Source organism: Micromonospora sp. NPDC048040, assembly GCF_055587185.1.
The window spans coordinates 254048-269692 of record NZ_JBVJGT010000002.1 but is presented as its reverse complement, the minus strand read 5'-3'; the positions used below and the strand labels follow the sequence as shown (position 1 = coordinate 269692).

The 15645-nt window shown below is 72.2% G+C and carries 16 protein-coding genes and 1 pseudogene; 10 read left to right on the top strand and 7 right to left on the bottom strand.

The window, feature by feature from the left end; translation table 11 throughout:
- Positions 1–17 precede the first annotated feature (17 nt).
- Positions 18–590 (top strand): PH domain-containing protein, encoded by a 573-nt coding sequence (locus tag ACZ6O2_RS03520; protein WP_350703444.1) that lies wholly within the window; start codon positions 18–20, stop codon positions 588–590.
- A gap of 59 nt (positions 591–649) precedes the next feature.
- On the opposite strand, the gene ACZ6O2_RS03515 is transcribed toward ACZ6O2_RS03520, so the two are convergent.
- The 3 genes and pseudogenes from ACZ6O2_RS03515 to ACZ6O2_RS03505 form a co-directional block, all read right to left on the bottom strand.
- The gene (locus ACZ6O2_RS03515; RefSeq protein WP_466021877.1) at positions 650–1378 is read right to left on the bottom strand and encodes a GtrA family protein; all 729 of its coding nucleotides are present in this window, start codon (positions 1376–1378) and stop codon (positions 650–652) included.
- A 64-nt stretch (positions 1379–1442) separates the two neighbouring features.
- A complete protein-coding gene (locus ACZ6O2_RS03510; RefSeq protein WP_466021876.1) occupies positions 1443–2015 on the bottom strand; it encodes a GtrA family protein in 573 nt (190 codons plus the stop codon).
- A gap of 128 nt (positions 2016–2143) precedes the next feature.
- A pseudogene (locus tag ACZ6O2_RS03505) lies at positions 2144–2233 on the bottom strand (GtrA family protein); the annotation flags it as partial.
- A gap of 156 nt (positions 2234–2389) precedes the next feature.
- Between ACZ6O2_RS03505 and ACZ6O2_RS03500 the strand changes: the two are divergent.
- The 4 genes from ACZ6O2_RS03500 to ACZ6O2_RS03485 all read left to right on the top strand — a co-directional run bounded on the left by ACZ6O2_RS03500 (position 2390) and on the right by ACZ6O2_RS03485 (position 7652).
- Positions 2390–4231: a phosphoenolpyruvate carboxykinase (GTP) gene (locus ACZ6O2_RS03500; RefSeq protein WP_466021875.1), complete on the top strand. Its 1842-nt coding sequence runs from the start codon at positions 2390–2392 to the stop codon at positions 4229–4231.
- Positions 4232–4274: 43 nt separating this feature from the next.
- Complete coding sequence (locus ACZ6O2_RS03495) at positions 4275–5153, top strand: hypothetical protein (RefSeq protein ID WP_466021874.1); 879 nt, start codon at positions 4275–4277, stop codon at positions 5151–5153.
- Between the two features lie 554 nt (positions 5154–5707).
- Positions 5708–6850, top strand: coding sequence for a geranylgeranyl reductase family protein (locus tag ACZ6O2_RS03490; protein ID WP_466021873.1), 1143 nt, complete (start codon positions 5708–5710; stop codon positions 6848–6850).
- 31 nt (positions 6851–6881) lie between these two features.
- Positions 6882–7652: an isoprenyl transferase gene (locus tag ACZ6O2_RS03485; protein WP_350678538.1), complete on the top strand. Its 771-nt coding sequence runs from the start codon at positions 6882–6884 to the stop codon at positions 7650–7652.
- Between the two features lie 27 nt (positions 7653–7679).
- Here ACZ6O2_RS03485 and otsB read toward each other — a convergent pair whose 3' ends face one another.
- The 4 genes from otsB to ACZ6O2_RS03465 all read right to left on the bottom strand — a co-directional run bounded on the left by otsB (position 7680) and on the right by ACZ6O2_RS03465 (position 11064).
- Positions 7680–8495: a trehalose-phosphatase gene (gene otsB, locus ACZ6O2_RS03480; RefSeq protein WP_466021872.1), complete on the bottom strand. Its 816-nt coding sequence runs from the start codon at positions 8493–8495 to the stop codon at positions 7680–7682.
- A 103-nt stretch (positions 8496–8598) separates the two neighbouring features.
- The gene (locus ACZ6O2_RS03475) at positions 8599–8952 is read right to left on the bottom strand and encodes a hypothetical protein (RefSeq protein ID WP_350703431.1); all 354 of its coding nucleotides are present in this window, start codon (positions 8950–8952) and stop codon (positions 8599–8601) included.
- Between the two features lie 177 nt (positions 8953–9129).
- Positions 9130–10512, bottom strand: coding sequence for an RNA-guided endonuclease InsQ/TnpB family protein (locus ACZ6O2_RS03470; protein WP_466021871.1), 1383 nt, complete (start codon positions 10510–10512; stop codon positions 9130–9132).
- A gap of 111 nt (positions 10513–10623) precedes the next feature.
- Positions 10624–11064, bottom strand: coding sequence for an XRE family transcriptional regulator (locus ACZ6O2_RS03465; protein WP_466021870.1), 441 nt, complete (start codon positions 11062–11064; stop codon positions 10624–10626).
- A gap of 263 nt (positions 11065–11327) precedes the next feature.
- Between ACZ6O2_RS03465 and ACZ6O2_RS03460 the strand changes: the two genes are divergently transcribed.
- The 5 genes from ACZ6O2_RS03460 (at position 11328) to ACZ6O2_RS03440 (ending at position 15589) form a co-directional block, all read left to right on the top strand.
- Entirely contained in the window at positions 11328–11672 is a 345-nt protein-coding gene (locus ACZ6O2_RS03460; protein WP_466021869.1) for a hypothetical protein, read from the top strand.
- Positions 11673–11703: 31 nt separating this feature from the next.
- Positions 11704–12039: a hypothetical protein gene (locus ACZ6O2_RS03455; RefSeq protein ID WP_350703423.1), complete on the top strand. Its 336-nt coding sequence runs from the start codon at positions 11704–11706 to the stop codon at positions 12037–12039.
- Positions 12040–12420: 381 nt separating this feature from the next.
- Complete coding sequence (locus ACZ6O2_RS03450; protein WP_357458314.1) at positions 12421–13836, top strand: PhoH family protein; 1416 nt, start codon at positions 12421–12423, stop codon at positions 13834–13836.
- Between the two features lie 267 nt (positions 13837–14103).
- Positions 14104–14802, top strand: coding sequence for an aggregation-promoting factor C-terminal-like domain-containing protein (locus ACZ6O2_RS03445; protein WP_350703420.1), 699 nt, complete (start codon positions 14104–14106; stop codon positions 14800–14802).
- A gap of 133 nt (positions 14803–14935) precedes the next feature.
- A complete protein-coding gene (locus tag ACZ6O2_RS03440; RefSeq protein ID WP_357458311.1) occupies positions 14936–15589 on the top strand; it encodes a rhomboid family intramembrane serine protease in 654 nt (217 codons plus the stop codon).
- The last annotated feature ends 56 nt before the right edge of the window (positions 15590–15645 follow it).

Below are 15645 nucleotides of genomic sequence, written 5' to 3'. Positions count from 1 at the left end.
TCTGCGAGGAGGTTCCCGTGGCGTTCCCCGATGACGTGCTCACCGAGGACGAGCATGTCGTGCTGCACCTGCACCCGCACTGGAAGGCGCTGATCCGGCCGGTCGCGGTGCTCGTGCTCGCCGTCGCGGCGGTGGTGGCCGGCCTGGTCCTGCTGCCGTCCGGCGGGGGCGGCTCGATCGCGCTCGCCGTGATCGGGGTGCTGGCCCTGGTGGCGGTGCTCTGGCTGGCGCTCTGGCCGTTCCTGGTCTGGCGGACCACCCACTACCTCTTCACGAACGAGCGGGTGCTGCTCCAGCACGGCGTGCTCTCCCGCGACCGGCGGGACATCCCGCTCACCCGGGTCAACGACCACGCGATGAACCAGCGGTTCGTCGAGCGCCTGCTCGGTTGCGGCACCCTGACCATCGAGTCGGCCGGCGAGCGCGGGCAGTCCGTCCTGCACGACGTGCCTGGGGTCGGCCAGGTCCAGACCAAGCTCTACGAGCTGGTCGAGGCCCACCACGACAAGCACTCCCTCGGCGACGCCGAGATGCGCGACATCCTGGCGGACATGAACGAGGGGAAGCCGCTGCGCGACCCCACCGCCTGAGCCCGGCCTCACGCCCGTCCGCCGCACCGTAACGGCGCGGCGGCGCGGGGCGTGGCGGGTCAGCGGCGCGGGGCGCGGCGGGTGCTGGCCTGGAGTTCCGCGGCCAGCTCGGCTTCCAGCTCCCGGTCGAGGGAGCCGCCGATGCCGGCGTCGAGCGGCACGGGGCGGCCCTGGAGCGGGGCGCTCTGGCCGGTCGCCGGCACGGGAGCCGGGCCGCGCCGTTCGGCGCCCGGTGGTGGCTGCGCCTCCTCCAGCTCGGAGATGGATTCGGCCAGCTCCGCCACCGGGTCCATCTCGGCCATCGTGTCCCACTCGTCGCGCGGGATGCTGTGCCACGTCTCGGCGGCGTGGGCCGGTGCAGGTTGGAAGACGAACGTCCGATAGGACCAGAACCGGAACAGCGTCGCGAGCAGCACGCCGCCGGTCTTCGCCACGTTCAGGGCCAGCAGGCTGGTCATGCCAAGGCCGTACTTGGCGGCGGCGAGGACGCCCAGCTCGATGAGCAGGCCGGCTCCGTTGAAGAGGAAGAACAGGGCGTATTCGCGCCGCATCGCCGACTTCGGGCGGTCGCGGTACGTCCAGTGACGGTTCATCAGATACGACGTGATGGTCGCCACGATGGTGGCGATGACCGTCGCCTTCAACTGGCCGTCGACAAAAACGGTGAGTGCCAGGGCATTGAACACCGCGTAATTGATGACGGTGTTGACGCCGCCGACGATGCCGAATTTGAGCGCCTCGTGGATGAACTTCTGCCAGCGCTCGGGCAGCAGACGGACAAGACGCATGCGGAACACCTTAGGGCAGTGGGCGGGGCCGGGAGGCTCCGGCCGGGACGAGGTGGGCGGCAGGTCACGCCCGGTGGTCTCGGTCGTGCTTCACTTCCGGAACGGCTGGGGTTCCCGCTTCCACGAAGACGAACCGTCGGTAGGACCAGAATCGGAACAGCGTCCCGAGCCCGGTGCCGACGACGAAGCTGGCGATGTTGTCGGCCAACGGGGTCTGGAAGACCTCCGGCCAGATGCTGCCCAGGCCGTAGCGGCTGATGGCCAGGCAGGCCACCGCGATCCCCAGGCCGACACCGTTGAAGAAGAAGAACAGCGCGTACTCGCGGGCCGGGTTGGAGCGCTTGCGGTGCCGCCACGTCCAGAACCGGTTGCCGACGAACGCCACGGTCGCCGCGATCACCGTCGAGACGGTCTTCGCGGTCACCTGCTCGACGCCCCGCACGCTCGTCAGGTAGTTGAAGAGCGCGAAGTCGATCAGAAAGGCGATCCCGCCCACGGTGGCGAACTTGCTCATCTCGCGGACGAGGTGGCCGAAACGCTCGACCAGTGCGTGGGCCAGACCCGGGCGGGTCTGCCGGGAGCCTGGCTCCCCGGTCATCGTCGCGGCCACGACGCCGAGCCTACCGGCTGGTTGCATCCCACACGGGTAGCAACGACGGGCGGCGCGCACGGGTGTGCGCCTGTGGACAGAGCGTAACGATTCGGGGTGGTCGAACGGGGCGGTTCGCGAGTCCGTCGACGGGGCGCGGCGGGTCGGCCATCGGGGTTTCCCACAGGATTTGCGTGAAACTGCGCGCGAAAGCGGGTATTAGCTCGTGATGCCGCAGCGTGACCGCACCTTGTGCAGTTCTTCACAACCAGTCCCACTGACTGGCGACGCCACCCGGTTTACGCTGAGGCCAATCCCAGGTTTCCACGAAGGGCGACGCACCGCGCCGTAAGGGCGCACAGCGCCGTCAAGACTCGTGCATCCCATAGACCGGTCAGCGTCGACCACCAAGGAGATGTGTCATGGTTGCTCCGGCTACCGTTCGGGGTATCGATCAGGCCCCGACGTCCCACCCCAAACTGCTCGCCTGGGTCCGTGAGGTCGCTGAACTGACCACCCCCGACCGTGTCGTCTGGGTGGACGGGTCCGACGAGGAGTGGCGGCGCTTCACCGATGAGCTCGTCGAGGCGGGCACCCTGATCCGCCTCAACCCGGAGAAGAAGCCCAACTCGTTCTACGCGCGGACGGACCCGACGGACGTCGCCCGGGTCGAGGAGCGCACCTTCATCTGCTCCGTCGACGAGGCGGACGCCGGCCCCACCAACAACTGGATGGCGCCGGCCGAGATGAAGCGGACGATGACGGAGCTGTACCGCGGTTGCATGCGCGGGCGCACCATGTACGTCATCCCGTTCTGCATGGGCCCGGTCGAGGCCGAGAGCCCCATGTTCGGCGTCGAGATCACCGACAGCCCCTACGTGGTCGCCTCCATGCGCATCATGACCCGGATGGGCGCCAAGGTCCTGGAGGCCATGGGCGACGACGTGGACTTCGTCCACGCGCTGCACTCCATCGGCGCCCCGCTGGCCCCCGGGCAGCAGGACGTGGCGTGGCCGTGCAACGAGACGAAGTACATCTCGCACTTCCCGGAGACCCGGGAGATCTGGTCCTTCGGCTCCGGCTACGGCGGCAACTCCCTGCTCGGCAAGAAGTGCTACTCGCTGCGGATCGCCAGCGTGATGGGCCGCGACGAGGGCTGGCTCGCCGAGCACATGCTCATCCTCAAGATCACCTCGCCGGAGGGCAAGGTCTACCACGTCGCCGGGGCCTTCCCGTCGGCCTGCGGCAAGACCAACCTCGCCATGCTCGAGCCGACCGTCCCCGGGTGGAAGGTCGAGACCATCGGCGACGACATCGCCTGGATGCGCTTCGGCCCCGACGGCCGCCTCTACGCCGTCAACCCCGAGTACGGCCTCTTCGGCGTCGCGCCCGGCACGGACTGGAAGACCAACGCCAACGCGATGCGGACGCTGGACCGCGGCAACTCCATCTTCACCAACGTGGCCCTGACCGACGACGGGGACATCTGGTGGGAGGGCATGGGTGAGCCGCCGGCGCACCTGATCGATTGGAAGGGCAACGACTGGACGCCGGAGAGCGAGAACCTCTCCTCGCACGCGAACAGCCGGTTCTGCACCCCGATCACCCAGTGCCCGATCCTGGCCGAGGACTACTACGACCCGAACGGCGTGCCGATCGACGCGATTCTCTTCGGTGGCCGTCGCCGGGACACCATCCCGCTGGTGACCGAGGCCCGCGACTGGGTGCACGGCGTCTACATGGGCGCGACCCTCTCCTCGGAGACCACCGCCGCCGCCTCCGGCGCGGTCGGCGTCGTCCGGCGCGACCCGATGGCGATGCTGCCGTTCATCGGCTACCACGCCGGCGACTACTTCCGGCACTGGATCGAGATGGGCAAGGGCGCCGACGGCGACGAGTCCAAGCTGCCGAAGATCTACTACGTCAACTGGTTCCGCAAGGACCCGGAGGGCAACTTCCTCTGGCCCGGTTTCGGCGAGAACTCCCGCGTCCTCAAGTGGATCGTCGAGCGGATCGAGGGGCGCGCCGAGGCGGTGGAGACGCCGATCGGCATGGTCCCGGCCCAGGACGCGCTCGACGTCGAGGGCCTGGACATGACCCCGGAGGACGTCCGGATCGCGCTGAAGGTCGACCCGGAGGAGTGGCGCAACGAGCTTCCGCTGGTCACCGAGTGGTTCGAGAAGTTCGGCGACAAGCTGCCGGGCGTGCTCTGGGCCGAGCTGGACGCGCTGCGCGCCCGGCTCGACGCGGAGCCGCAGCGCTGACGACAGGTGTGATCGACGCCCGCACCGGGCATCATCGGTTCCCATGAGGACGGCCGCCGAGACCGAGGTCCGGCGGCCGTCCGCCGTCCGGGCGCTGACCACGCTGCTCGCACTGACCGCGGCGGCCACCGTCGTGGCCGAGCAGCTCAACTGGTGGTACGCCCCGGAGCAGGGCTTCGGGCTGGCCGTACGCACCGGCTGGGCCCTGCTCCGCTCGCTCGGCTTCCTGCTGCTGATCGGGCACGTCCGTCGCGGCCGGACGATGGCCCGGCCGTTCGGGCTGATCCTCGCGGTGACCACGGTGTTCGCCGTCGGGCGGCTGATCGTGCCCCGGCAGGGCGTGCCGCCGCTGCCCGGGCTGCTCGGGTTCGCCCTGATCACCGCCCTCTGCGCGGCCGTGATCTGGCTGCTCTACCGCTCGCCCGCGGTGTCCGGGCACCTGGTCCGCCACCGGCCCCGGCTGGTCATCGACCGTGGTGGCATCTCCTGGCGGGAGACCCCACCCCGCCGGCCCGAGGTCAACGGCTGGCTGCTCACCAGCCGGGTTGCCGCGTTCACCTACAGCCCGCTGATGCTGGTCCCGGCCCTGGTCGCCGGCGGCGCCGTGCTGGACGACCGGCTGACCACCGTGCCGGCAGTGCTGTTCTGGTTCGTCGCCGGCATCGTGACCAGCTACGCGGTCTTGTTCTGCACCGCCTTCCTGATGCGCGGCAAGGGCTGGGCGCGCATCCTGCTGGTGGCGGTGACCGTCGTCGTGCTCGCCGTCGACCTGCCGCTGTGCTGGTGGCTGCTCGGGCTGGACGGGCTGGTCCGCGACGGCGGACCGCTGCTGGCCGCCGCCGCCCTGACGCTCTACGGCCTGTGGCGCGCGACCCGCGCCGAGCGAACCGAGCGCGCCGGGCTACCCGAGCGTGCCGGGTGAACCCGAGCGCCCTGGGCGAACCGATCCGGGCCGGGGCAACCGAGCGCGCCGCACCGGCCTGACGGAGCGACGAGTCCGGGACAGATCACGGGTGCCGCGGGACCCCTGTCGAGCGCTGTCGAGCTGCCCCGTCCATGGGACCGCCGGAATGACGAGGCTGGCCGCCCGGCTGGTGCCCCGTCTGTGCGGGCAGCTCGACAGGGCTCGAGCCGTTGGTCGGTGCCGGGTCGACGACGTGCTGACGGACGTGCCGGTGCGGCATCGGCGCGCTGCGCGTGTGCGACGGCAGGATGGCCGGATGGCCGGATGGCCGGATGGCCGGAAGGCCGGAAGGCCGGAAGGCCGAAGGTCAGGAGGCCGGGAAGGTGGGAAGCCGGGAGCAGTCGGACCGGCGGGGCGGTGACCGGACCCGACGGTTCGCCGGGCACTGCCGGTTCGCCTCGCACGACGAATAGCCGGGCAAGACGAATCGCCGGCCGGTGAATGGCCGGGCAGGACGGGTTGCCCCGCCGGCCGGGGCGGGCCGGTGACGCCGGCCGGAGGGAGGCGACGCGGTGAGCGATGAGTTCGACGTGGTGGTGGTCGGGGCCGGTCCGGCCGGGTCGGCCGCCGCGCTGGCGGCCCGGCGGGCGGGGGCGAGCGTCCTGCTGCTGGACCGGTCCGACTTTCCCCGGGACAAGGCGTGCGGGGACGGCATCGCGGCGCACGCGCTGGACGTGCTCGCCACGCTGGGCGTGCCCGACGCGGTGGCCGGGCACGCGCCCCTGCCGGCGTTGCGCCTGGTCGGGCCCGCTGGCGGCACGGTGGCCCGGGCGCTGCCCCGGCCGGCGTACACGGTGCCCCGGACGGTCTTCGACGCCCGGCTGGTGGCGGCGGCGGTCGCGGCCGGCGCGCGGTTGCGCCGGCACGCGGTGCGGCGGGTGGAGGTCCGCGCCGACCGGGTGGTGCTCGACGGGGAGCTGGCCGCGCGGGTGGTGGTCGGCGCGGACGGCGCCGGGTCGGTGGTCCGGCGGGCGCTCGGGCACCGGGTGAACCCCGACCGCCACCTGGCGCTCGCCATCCGGGGGTACGCCCCGGCGCCGCCCGGCCCGCCCGAACAGCTCATCGTCACCTCGGCGCCGCGCTGGCCGGCGTACGCCTGGTCGTTCCCGATCGGCGACGGCCGGGCGAACGTCGGGTACGGGGAGGTGCTGCGGGGGGAGCCGCTGAGCCGGGCGCACCTGGTCGACCGGCTCGGCGCGCTGCTGCCCGACACGGACCTGGCCACGGTGACCGACCTGCGGGCGCACCACCTGCCGCTGTCGACGCACCGCCCGCCGCCCGGGCGCGGCCGGGTGCTGCTGGCCGGCGACGCGCTCTCGCTGATCAATCCGTTCACCGGCGAGGGGATCTTCTACGCCCTGCTCTCCGGCGCGCTCGCCGGCGCGGCGGCCGCCGGCCCGCCCGAGCAGGCCGCCCGGCGGTACGCGGCGGCGCTGCGCCGCCGGCTCGGCGCCCACCTGCGGCACAGCTCGTTCGCGGCGTGGCTGGCCCGGCGCCGGCGGGTCGTCGACGCGGCGGTCCGGGCGGCCCGCCGGGACGACCGGGTCTACCGGACGGTGGTCGAGTTGGGGCTGGGCGACGGGCGGCTCGACGCCCGCACGCTGGGCATGATCGGCATCGGTCTGGCGGCGTGGGAACGCCATCCGAGGGGGTGATCGGCGGGACAGGTCGCTACGCTGCAAGGTGATGACTCTGCGGGACCTGATCTATTCGGTGTACGAGCGTCGCCTCACGGCCAAGCTCGCGGGCAAGCCGGTGCCCCGGCACGTCGGCGTGATGTGCGACGGCAACCGCAGGTGGGCCCGGGAGATGGGCTACGTCGACCCGAACGACGGGCACCGGGTCGGCGCCGCGAAGATCAAGCACGTGCTGGGCTGGTGCGACCAGGCCGGCATCGCGCACGTCACGCTCTATCTCCTGGCCACCGACAACCTACGCCGGCCGGCCAGCGAGCTGGACCCGCTGCTGCAGATCATCGAGGACCTCGTGGTCGAGCTGGCCGAGGAGGGAAACCCCTGGCGGCTGCGCATGGTCGGCGCGCTCGACCTGCTCCCGGCGTCGACCGCCGCGGCGCTGAAGGCCGCCGAGGAGCGCACCCGCGAGCGCAGCGGCGGTGCCGAGGTCAACATCGCGGTCGGCTACGGCGGCCGGCGGGAGATAACCGACGCGGTGCGCTCCCTGCTGCTGGAGCACGCCGCCTCCGGCGGCACCATCGAGGAACTGGCCGAGGTGCTGGACGTCGAGCACATCGCCGAGCACCTCTACACCCGGGGCCAGCCCGACCCGGACCTGGTCATCCGCACCAGCGGCGAGCAGCGGCTGTCCGGCTTCATGCTCTGGCAGTCCGCGCACTCGGAGTTCTACTTCTGCGAACTCAACTGGCCGGACTTCCGCCACATCGACTTCCTCCGCGCCCTGCGCTCCTACGCCAACCGGCAGCGCCGCTACGGGGCCTGACCTCCCGGCCCCGGCCACCCCGGCCCGTCAGGTGAGGCGGTGGGCGGCGGCGGCGAGGAACTCGCCGAGCGCGGCGGGGGAGTCGAGGGTCAGGTCGGCGGCCTCCGCGACCTCGTGGCCGGTCTCCGGGTTGGCGACGGCGACGCAGACGCCGAAGAAGTGCGGATCGGCGGCGGCCCGGGCCCGCAACGCGGCGAACGCCTTTATGTCGGAGACGTCGTCGCCGAAGTACCAGGCGCCCCGGGCGTCCCGGACCACCTCGTCGATCACCATGCCCTTGTCCCGGTCGACCGGCGGCTTGACCTCCAGCACCATCCGCCCGGCCTGGACCTTGAGCCCGAGCCGCTCGGCCTGGGCCCGGCCCCACCGCTCCACGGTGTCGCCGAGCTGCGGCACCGTACGCCAGTGCAGCGCCACGGAGAGCCGCTTGTACTCCACCAGCGCGCCCTCGGGCAGCTCGGCCCGGGCCAGCTCGGCCAGCTCGGCCATGGTGGGCACCCACGGCAGGGCCGCCGGCTCGGTCACGGTCTCGCCGCCCGAGTGGCTGTGCTCCAGGCCGTAGAGGCCGTACAGGTCGATTCCGGCCAGCCCGCCGAGGTGGTCGCGGAGGAACTCGACCGGTCGCGCGGAGACGATCGCGACCCGCCGTACGACGGGGGCGAGCGCCTCGATCGCGGCGAGCACGTTCGGCGCGGGCCGCACCGCGGTGGGGTCGTCGTCGACCGGCGCCAGGGTGCCGTCGAAGTCGAAGAAGAGCACCGTCGCGTCGGCCCGCCCGGCGGTCGTCCGCCAGGCACGGTCGGCGTCCAACGGGGTCTTCGGCTGCTGGTTCAACGGCGGCACGCGCGTCAGCGTACCCCGGCCGGGTCGGCTCAATCCCGGTCGCACGAGTGGGGTCCGGCCGGCGTCCGGAGGCGCGGTCGGCGCGGGAGGCGGTCCTGGCGGGTCAGCGTTCGGCGGCTCCCCGTCCCCGTCGCCCGAACGGCACGACGGCCGCCTCCTGGCCGTGGCTGAGCAGGTAGCCCTCCACGAACCCGGTGTTCCGGTCGCCGCTGCGTTCCTCGATCTCCGTGAGCCGGCTCACCAGGAAGTCGGCGAGCGCGCTGATCCGGTCGTTCAGCCGGTCGTGCAGCTCGGCGACCACGGCCAGGACGACCGCGGTGCCGGCGGTGGTGAGCGCGAGGAGGTTGACGAGCAGGGGAAGCTGCCCGCCGTTGACCGCCAGCGTCACCACGTTTCCGGTCACGCCCAGTGTCACCGACACGGTGGCGACGACGACTGCCATCCACTTCAGGGTCATGGACAGACCCCTCCTTCTGTCCCGCAGGGCTGGGTTCGGCCTTGTCCCGTCCCCCCGCCGACGACGAGCCCAAGCAGTACGAATAGGGACGCTAGCGTGCCCGTTCCGGCCCCGGAGCCAAACGAATGGGTCTGACCTGCCGTTCTTTCGCCATCTGAGGAACTAGGGCTGTGTCCACTAACGTTCACCGGGTTCCGGTGGGGTGTTGTGGATCCTCGCCGAATTGGCGAGCGACTCCCCACTGGTTGGTGGGGCGGGCCACAGCCGGCCAATTTGACCCTCGCGCCGCCCGGGTGGGCGGCGGGGGTCACGTCGGGACCGGCCGGTGCCGGGGAGGTGCCGGCCGGCTCGACGGTGCGTGACCACCCCGGGCAGCACGACGGCTGTGGGGGTGGTGGGTCCGCCGCCCGGGGTGCGGGTGGCGATGCTGGCCGCCGCGACCAGGTCACGGTGGCCCGAAAATGCGCAGTGCGGGCACGTTATGGTCCGGCCCCGCGGCTTCGGCACGCGTCGCCGGCATGTCGGGCAGGTTGACGAGGTCCCGCGTTCGTCGACGAGGTGGACGGTGATGCCGGCGAGGGTGGCCTTGTCGGTGAGGATCTGCAGGAGTCGGCCGATCTGCCACTGCCGTAGCCGCAGGTTGTGCCGCCGCCCCGCCGGCAGGTCGAGGACGCCGCGGGGGTCGCCGACGTGCAGCACCCCCACCCGCTGACGGATGGCCCAGGTGACGACGGTGCGGGCGGCTTCGTGTTGGGCCTGCCGCACCCGCCGCCGATGCCGGCCCTCCACCTGGCGGGCGCGGGCCCGGTACTGGCGCCACCGGCGTGACCCTCGCTGGCCGGGTTTCGGCGCGCGGCGGGCGACGGCACGTTGGCGGGCTTTGGTGTCGGCCAGGTGCATGCGATGCTCGGCGCGGATCGCCCGCCCCGACACCAACAACGCCTCCCCACTGGGCCCGGCGACCGCGTACGGGTGGATGATTCCCACGTCCACACCCGCCACCCGGCCGGGGTCCGGCCCCTCACCCGCCGGGTAGACCGTGATCGGGACTTCGGCGGTGACGTCGAGGAACAGCCGGCCGCCCTCGCACAGCAGGGTGATCGAGCGGACCTGCTCCACCGGATACGGCACTTCACGGGCCAGACGCACCCACAACCCCGGCATGCCCTTCGCAGTCGGGATTCGCACGCGATGGCCGTCGAGGGTGAACGTGTCGTGGTACCAGCGCACCGGCACCAACCTCCGCCGCCGGCGCGGGAACCCCGCCGATGCGTCACCGGCCTTGCGGCGTTTCGCCGCCGCGAACCACGCATCCGAGAACCGCCGTAACACCGACCGCGCTCCGGTCGAGTCCAACTCGGCGAACGTGCCCGGGCCGGAGGCCGACAACTCGCGGCACAACTCCTGGTAGCCCGTCAACGGCGCGTCCTGGCGGCGGCGCCGCCACGCGTTGACCTCCAACACGCACGCCCACACGTCACCGGCCGAGCGCAGCAGCCCGAAACACCGCCGCCGCTGCCCGGGCGTCGCCCGCACCGCGACACGAGCGGTGCGATGCACCACTGGCGGTGCAGCAGGATCCCGACGACGAGGCACAAACCGAAGCCAAGACCACCGGTACGACAATTCCCAGCCCGACCGATTACCCGGTCAACGTTCGAAGACGAGGAACTAGCTGGCCTGTTTACCTCGTTTTCGGACGTCGGCCGGCAGGGTCGGGCGATATGCGAGGTAACGGATGGTCTCCCGGATGTGGAACTTCTCCGCGTCCGAGACGTCGGGGTCGACGAGGCGGCGCAGCAGCGCCTCGACGTCGGGGTCCATCGGCGGCGGGGTGGCGGTGCTGCGGGGCGTCGCCGTGCGGTCCCAGCCCAGCGCGGCGAAGGCGGTCGCCGGGTTGAGCCCCAAGCCCTCGCAGAACGCCACCACACGCTCGGCCTCCGGGTCGCTGGCCCAGTCGCCCCGGACCCAGCGGTTGATGGTCTGCCGGGAAACCCCGGTGCGACGGGAGACCTCGGTGCCGGTCCAGGCCCGGGTGGCCCGGGCCTCGTCGAGCGCCCGACGGACGAAGGTGGCGAAGGCGATCTTCCGTGCGTTGGCCGTCTCGGTCACGTCGTGACGGTACGACCCGCCGGCCAGTCGTGCCCGTCCCGGCACGCTGGTGTCACGCGGACGAGACGTGAATGTCGGCCTGCCGGTAAACGATCCGGCACTGCTTCTGAGGGGTGTCACCTGGGCAGAGTAGGTGCCCGTAGAGGCGGAGTAAACAGACGAAAAGCTGATACTGTCACGCCCATGAGACAACCTACGGTGTGTCACGTGCATGAGACGATCAGTGCTCACATGCGTCACGCCCCCGGCGCGAGGGGGGTGTGGTGACCGAACTCGCCACCCGAGCCCAGGCCTTCGGCCTGATCGCGGAGGGAGTGGCCGCCGGCCTGAGCGCGCCCTGGCGCCTCTACGTCGCCCGGGGCTGCCGCTACCTCTCGCTCAGCGTCGGCGACCGCACCGAGTGGGACACCTGGCGTACCCACCTCGGCTGTCCCGAGCTCAGCGTCCGCGTGTACGACGCCGGCGGCGAGATCCGCCGGGCCTCGGTGGCCGAGGTCGTCCTGGACGGCTGCCGGATCAGCGTCGAGCTGGTCGAGGAGGTCAGCACGGACGACCTGGAGCGGCTCCTGGTCGCCGATCCCACCTCGGTCGAGCCGGAGGAGCGATGACCGGGCACCCGCGGCGCACCGGAGCCGCCGGATGAGCCCCTTCCTCGCGGTCTTCCTCGTCCTCGTCCTCGGCGCCACCAGCTACGCCGCGGGCCGGCTGCACGGGCAGCTCAGCTACCGGATCGGCTACCGGTTCGGCTACCGCCAGGGCTACTTCGACGGCGACCGGGGCGCCTGGAACCGACGCCGCCGCGACGCCCAGGCGGCCATCGCGTCGGCGCTGGCCGGTCCGTCGCCCACCACCACCCGCGTCACCGGCACGGTGGTCCGCCCGGGCACCACGTACACCGGCTCGTCGTTCGCGGCGCCGGCCGCCCCGGTCACCGGTCGGCACCCGACCGGCACCCTCGTGCGGCGGACCGGTTGAGCCCGACCGGCGGGGATCCCGAGGCCCCGTCGGCCGGTACCCAGGGCACGGTGCGTCGTCCGCGGCGGACACGCACCGTCGGGACCACGTCAGACCGGTGACGGTGGTCCCACCGGCCGGGATGCGCGCAGGGGGCATGCATCCCGGCCGGTTCCGCCGCCCACGCCTGTTAACGTGCCGGTCCCCGGAGATCCACGTTCGCCCTCTAGCCCGGAGGGTCCGACGCCGCTAGCGTCTAGGCATGGCACGGGGTTCTCCCGAGCCAGCCGGTCCGCCCGGATCTGCGACCTCGCGCACGGGGTTCCGCATCCGACCCCGTGTCCCCGGGCACCGGAGGAGGCGGAACGCGGGTGGCGGATGCCCATCCGTCGGAGCAGGCCTGTGACGACTCGCCGTACGACCGCCGGGGCCGACCGGACCACGGCCGCGACTGCCACGACCCGCCGCACCACCCGGAGCCGCCGCGGGCCGTCCGCCGCTCCGGCCGACGCCGAGGAGCCCCGACCAGCCGGCCAGGCGTTCGTCCTGGACACCTCGGTGCTCCTCTCCGACCCGGCGGCCTTCCACCGCTTCGCCGAGCACGAGGTGGTCCTGCCCCTCGTGGTCATCTCCGAGCTGGAGGGCAAGCGGCACCACCCGGAGCTGGGCTGGTTCGCCCGGCAGTCCCTGCGCATGCTGGACGAGCTGCGGGTCAGGCACGGGCGACTCGACCGCCCGGTCCCGGCCAACGACTCCGGCGGCACGCTGCGGGTGGAGCTCAACCACGCCGACGACGGTGTGCTGCCGCCGGGCTTCCGTACCGACTCCAACGACGCGCGGATCCTCTCCGTCGCGTTGAACCTCGCCGCCGAGGGGCGGGAGGTGACCCTGGTCAGCAAGGACATGCCGCTGCGCGTCAAGGCGGCCTCGGTGGGCCTGCGGGCCGACGAGTACCGGCACGGCCAGGCCAGCGACCCCACCTGGACGGGGATGTCCGAGCTGGAGCTGGCCGAGGAGCAGATCGGCCGGCTCTACGCCGGCGAGACGCTCGACCTGGACGCGGCCGCCGGGCTGCCCTGCCACACCGGCCTGGTGCTGCACTCCGCCCGCGGCTCGGCGCTCGGCCGGGTGCTGCCCGACAAGACGGTGCGGCTGGTCCGCGGCGACCGGGAGGCGTTCGGGCTGCACGGCCGCTCGGCCGAGCAGCGGATCGCCCTCGACCTGCTGCTCGACGAGTCGGTCGGCATCGTCTCGCTGGGCGGGCGGGCCGGGACGGGCAAGTCCGCCCTGGCGCTCTGTGCCGGGCTGGAGGCGGTGATGGAGCGCCGGCGGCACAAGAAGGTGGTGGTCTTCCGCCCGCTCTACGCCGTCGGCGGACAGGAGCTGGGCTACCTCCCCGGCTCGGAGTCGGAGAAGATGTCGCCCTGGGCGCAGGCGGTCTTCGACACCCTCGGCGCGGTGGTGCACGAGAACGTGCTGGAGGAGGTCACGTCGCGCGGCCTGCTGGAGGTGCTGCCGCTGACCCACATCCGGGGCCGGAGCCTGCACGACGCTTTCGTGATCGTGGACGAGGCGCAGTCGCTGGAGCGCGGGGTGCTGTTGACCGTGCTCTCCCGGATCGGCCAGGGCTCGCGGGTGGTGCTCACCCACGACGTGGCCCAGCGGGACAATCTCCGCGTCGGTCGGCACGACGGGGTGACCGCGGTGATCGAGGCGCTCAAGGGCCATCCACTCTTCGCTCACGTCACCCTCAGCCGTTCGGAGCGTTCGCCGATCGCCGCGATGGTGACGGACCTGCTGGAGGACATCCCGCACTGATGACCGTTATCTGGCCATTTGTGCCTATAATTTGAGTGACCCAAGTCACAATTGAGGCTGTTGGTTTCCCATCGGCCTCACCGTGCGCGATGGTGTCCAACGAGCGCCCACGTACCGACAAGATCGTTGGTGATCGTTCGTCACACCGACATCTCCACCCCCGGTGCGTCGGCTGCGACCGGCACAGGGTCGGGGCGCTCGCGGCGCGGACCCGCTCCATGACGGGTGCCCGCGCCGTGTCCTTGCCCCCGACGAAGGGACCACTTCGTGAGTCGGCTGTGGAGCCGGTTCGGCGCCCGCACGGCCGCTGTCGCGCTGCTCTCCGTGGGCGTTGCCGGCGGTGTCTACCTGGGCGAAGACCGACAGACCCAGCAACAGGGCCTCACCGCGCAGGTCGGCGCCGCCGTGGAGGAGGCCGAGTTCGACTACCAGCGCGAACGCCAGGCCGCCCACCAGGTGCAGTCGGCGAAGCAGCGGGCCGCCGAATACCAGGCGAAGCTGCGCGCCGCCGCGGCGGCCAAGGAGGCCGCCCAGCGGGCCCGCGAGGCCGAGGCCGCCGCCGCGTCGCGGAAGAAGGCGCGGGAGGCCGCCGCCAAGGCCGCGGCCGAGAAGGCCGCCGAGAGCAAGCCGTACGACGGGCCGATCCCGGCGTCCTGCGCGGAGTTCAGCGGCAACCGCGAGGTCGGCTGCGCGCTCATGGTGAAGGCCGGCTTCGGGATGGACCAGTTCCCCTGTCTGGACAAGCTCTGGACCAAGGAGAGCGGCTGGAACCACAAGGCCCGCAACTCCTCGTCCGGGGCGTACGGCATCCCGCAGGCGCTGCCGGGCAGCAAGATGGGCTCGGTCGCCGACGACTGGCAGACCAACCCGGCGACCCAGATCAAGTGGGGCCTCGGCTACATCGAGGGCCGCTACGGCTCGCCCTGCAAGGCCTGGGCGCACTCCCAGGACGTGGGCTGGTACTGACCGACCGGAGGCGGGGTGTGTGGACGTCCACACACCCCGCCTCCGTCGTCGGGGCGTACGGATCGCCGCAGGAGGGGCGCACGGATCGCCGCAGGAGTGGCGGCACGGGCCGTCACCTGATAGCTCTTGACGGGTGACCCTGCACCCGCGAAGCGGCGATCCGCACCGGTTCGGCACCGAGGCGTTCTACGCCGCGCTCGGCCGGGCCTTCGTCGCCATGTGCGCGGTGGTGCCGTTCCTCTTCCTCATCGAGGCCCTCGACCAGGGGCTGGCGGCCGGCTTCGACGCCGCCGCCGGGATCATCCCCAAGCGCATCGACGGGCTCGACGGGGTGTTCTTCTCGCCGTTCCTGCACCACGGCTTCGACCACCTCTACAGCAACAGCATCCCGCTGATCCTGCTCGGCACCTTCGTGCTCGCCGCCGGCGCCCGCCGGTTCCTCTGGTCGACGCTCGTCATCGTCCTGGTCAGCGGGCTGGGGGTGTGGTTCACCGGCTCGTCCAACTCCGTCGTGGTCGGCGCGAGCGGCGTCATCTTCGGCTACCTGGGCATCCTGCTCATGCGGGGGATCGTCGAGCGGAGCTGGTGGAACTTCGCGGTCTTCCTGCTGGTCGGCCTGCTCTACGGCTGGCAGTTGGTCGGCATCCTCCCCACCGACGAGCGGATCTCCTGGCAGGGGCACCTGTTCGGGCTGCTCGGCGGGGCGGTCGCCGCGATCATCTTCCGGCGCCGCCGGGACGACCTCGGTGGCCCGTACCGCTCGGAGTCCACGCTCACCCTGCCCTGAGCGCCGACGCGCCCGGTGCCGTGCGGCCGGTGGGACGTGCTTGCCCGGGCCCATCG

Coding starts and splice junctions, on each gene's coding strand:
- ACZ6O2_RS03500 (WP_466021875.1), top strand. CDS start 2,390: ATGGTTGCTCCGGCTACCGTTCGGGGTATCGATCAGGCCCCGACGTCC.
- ACZ6O2_RS03485 (WP_350678538.1), top strand. CDS start 6,882: ATGACTCTGCGGGACCTGATCTATTCGGTGTACGAGCGTCGCCTCACG.
- ACZ6O2_RS03455 (WP_350703423.1), top strand. CDS start 11,704: ATGAGCCCCTTCCTCGCGGTCTTCCTCGTCCTCGTCCTCGGCGCCACC.
- ACZ6O2_RS03495 (WP_466021874.1), top strand. CDS start 4,275: ATGAGGACGGCCGCCGAGACCGAGGTCCGGCGGCCGTCCGCCGTCCGG.
- ACZ6O2_RS03515 (WP_466021877.1), bottom strand. CDS start 1,378: ATGCGTCTTGTCCGTCTGCTGCCCGAGCGCTGGCAGAAGTTCATCCAC.
- ACZ6O2_RS03510 (WP_466021876.1), bottom strand. CDS start 2,015: ATGCAACCAGCCGGTAGGCTCGGCGTCGTGGCCGCGACGATGACCGGG.
- ACZ6O2_RS03475 (WP_350703431.1), bottom strand. CDS start 8,952: ATGACCCTGAAGTGGATGGCAGTCGTCGTCGCCACCGTGTCGGTGACA.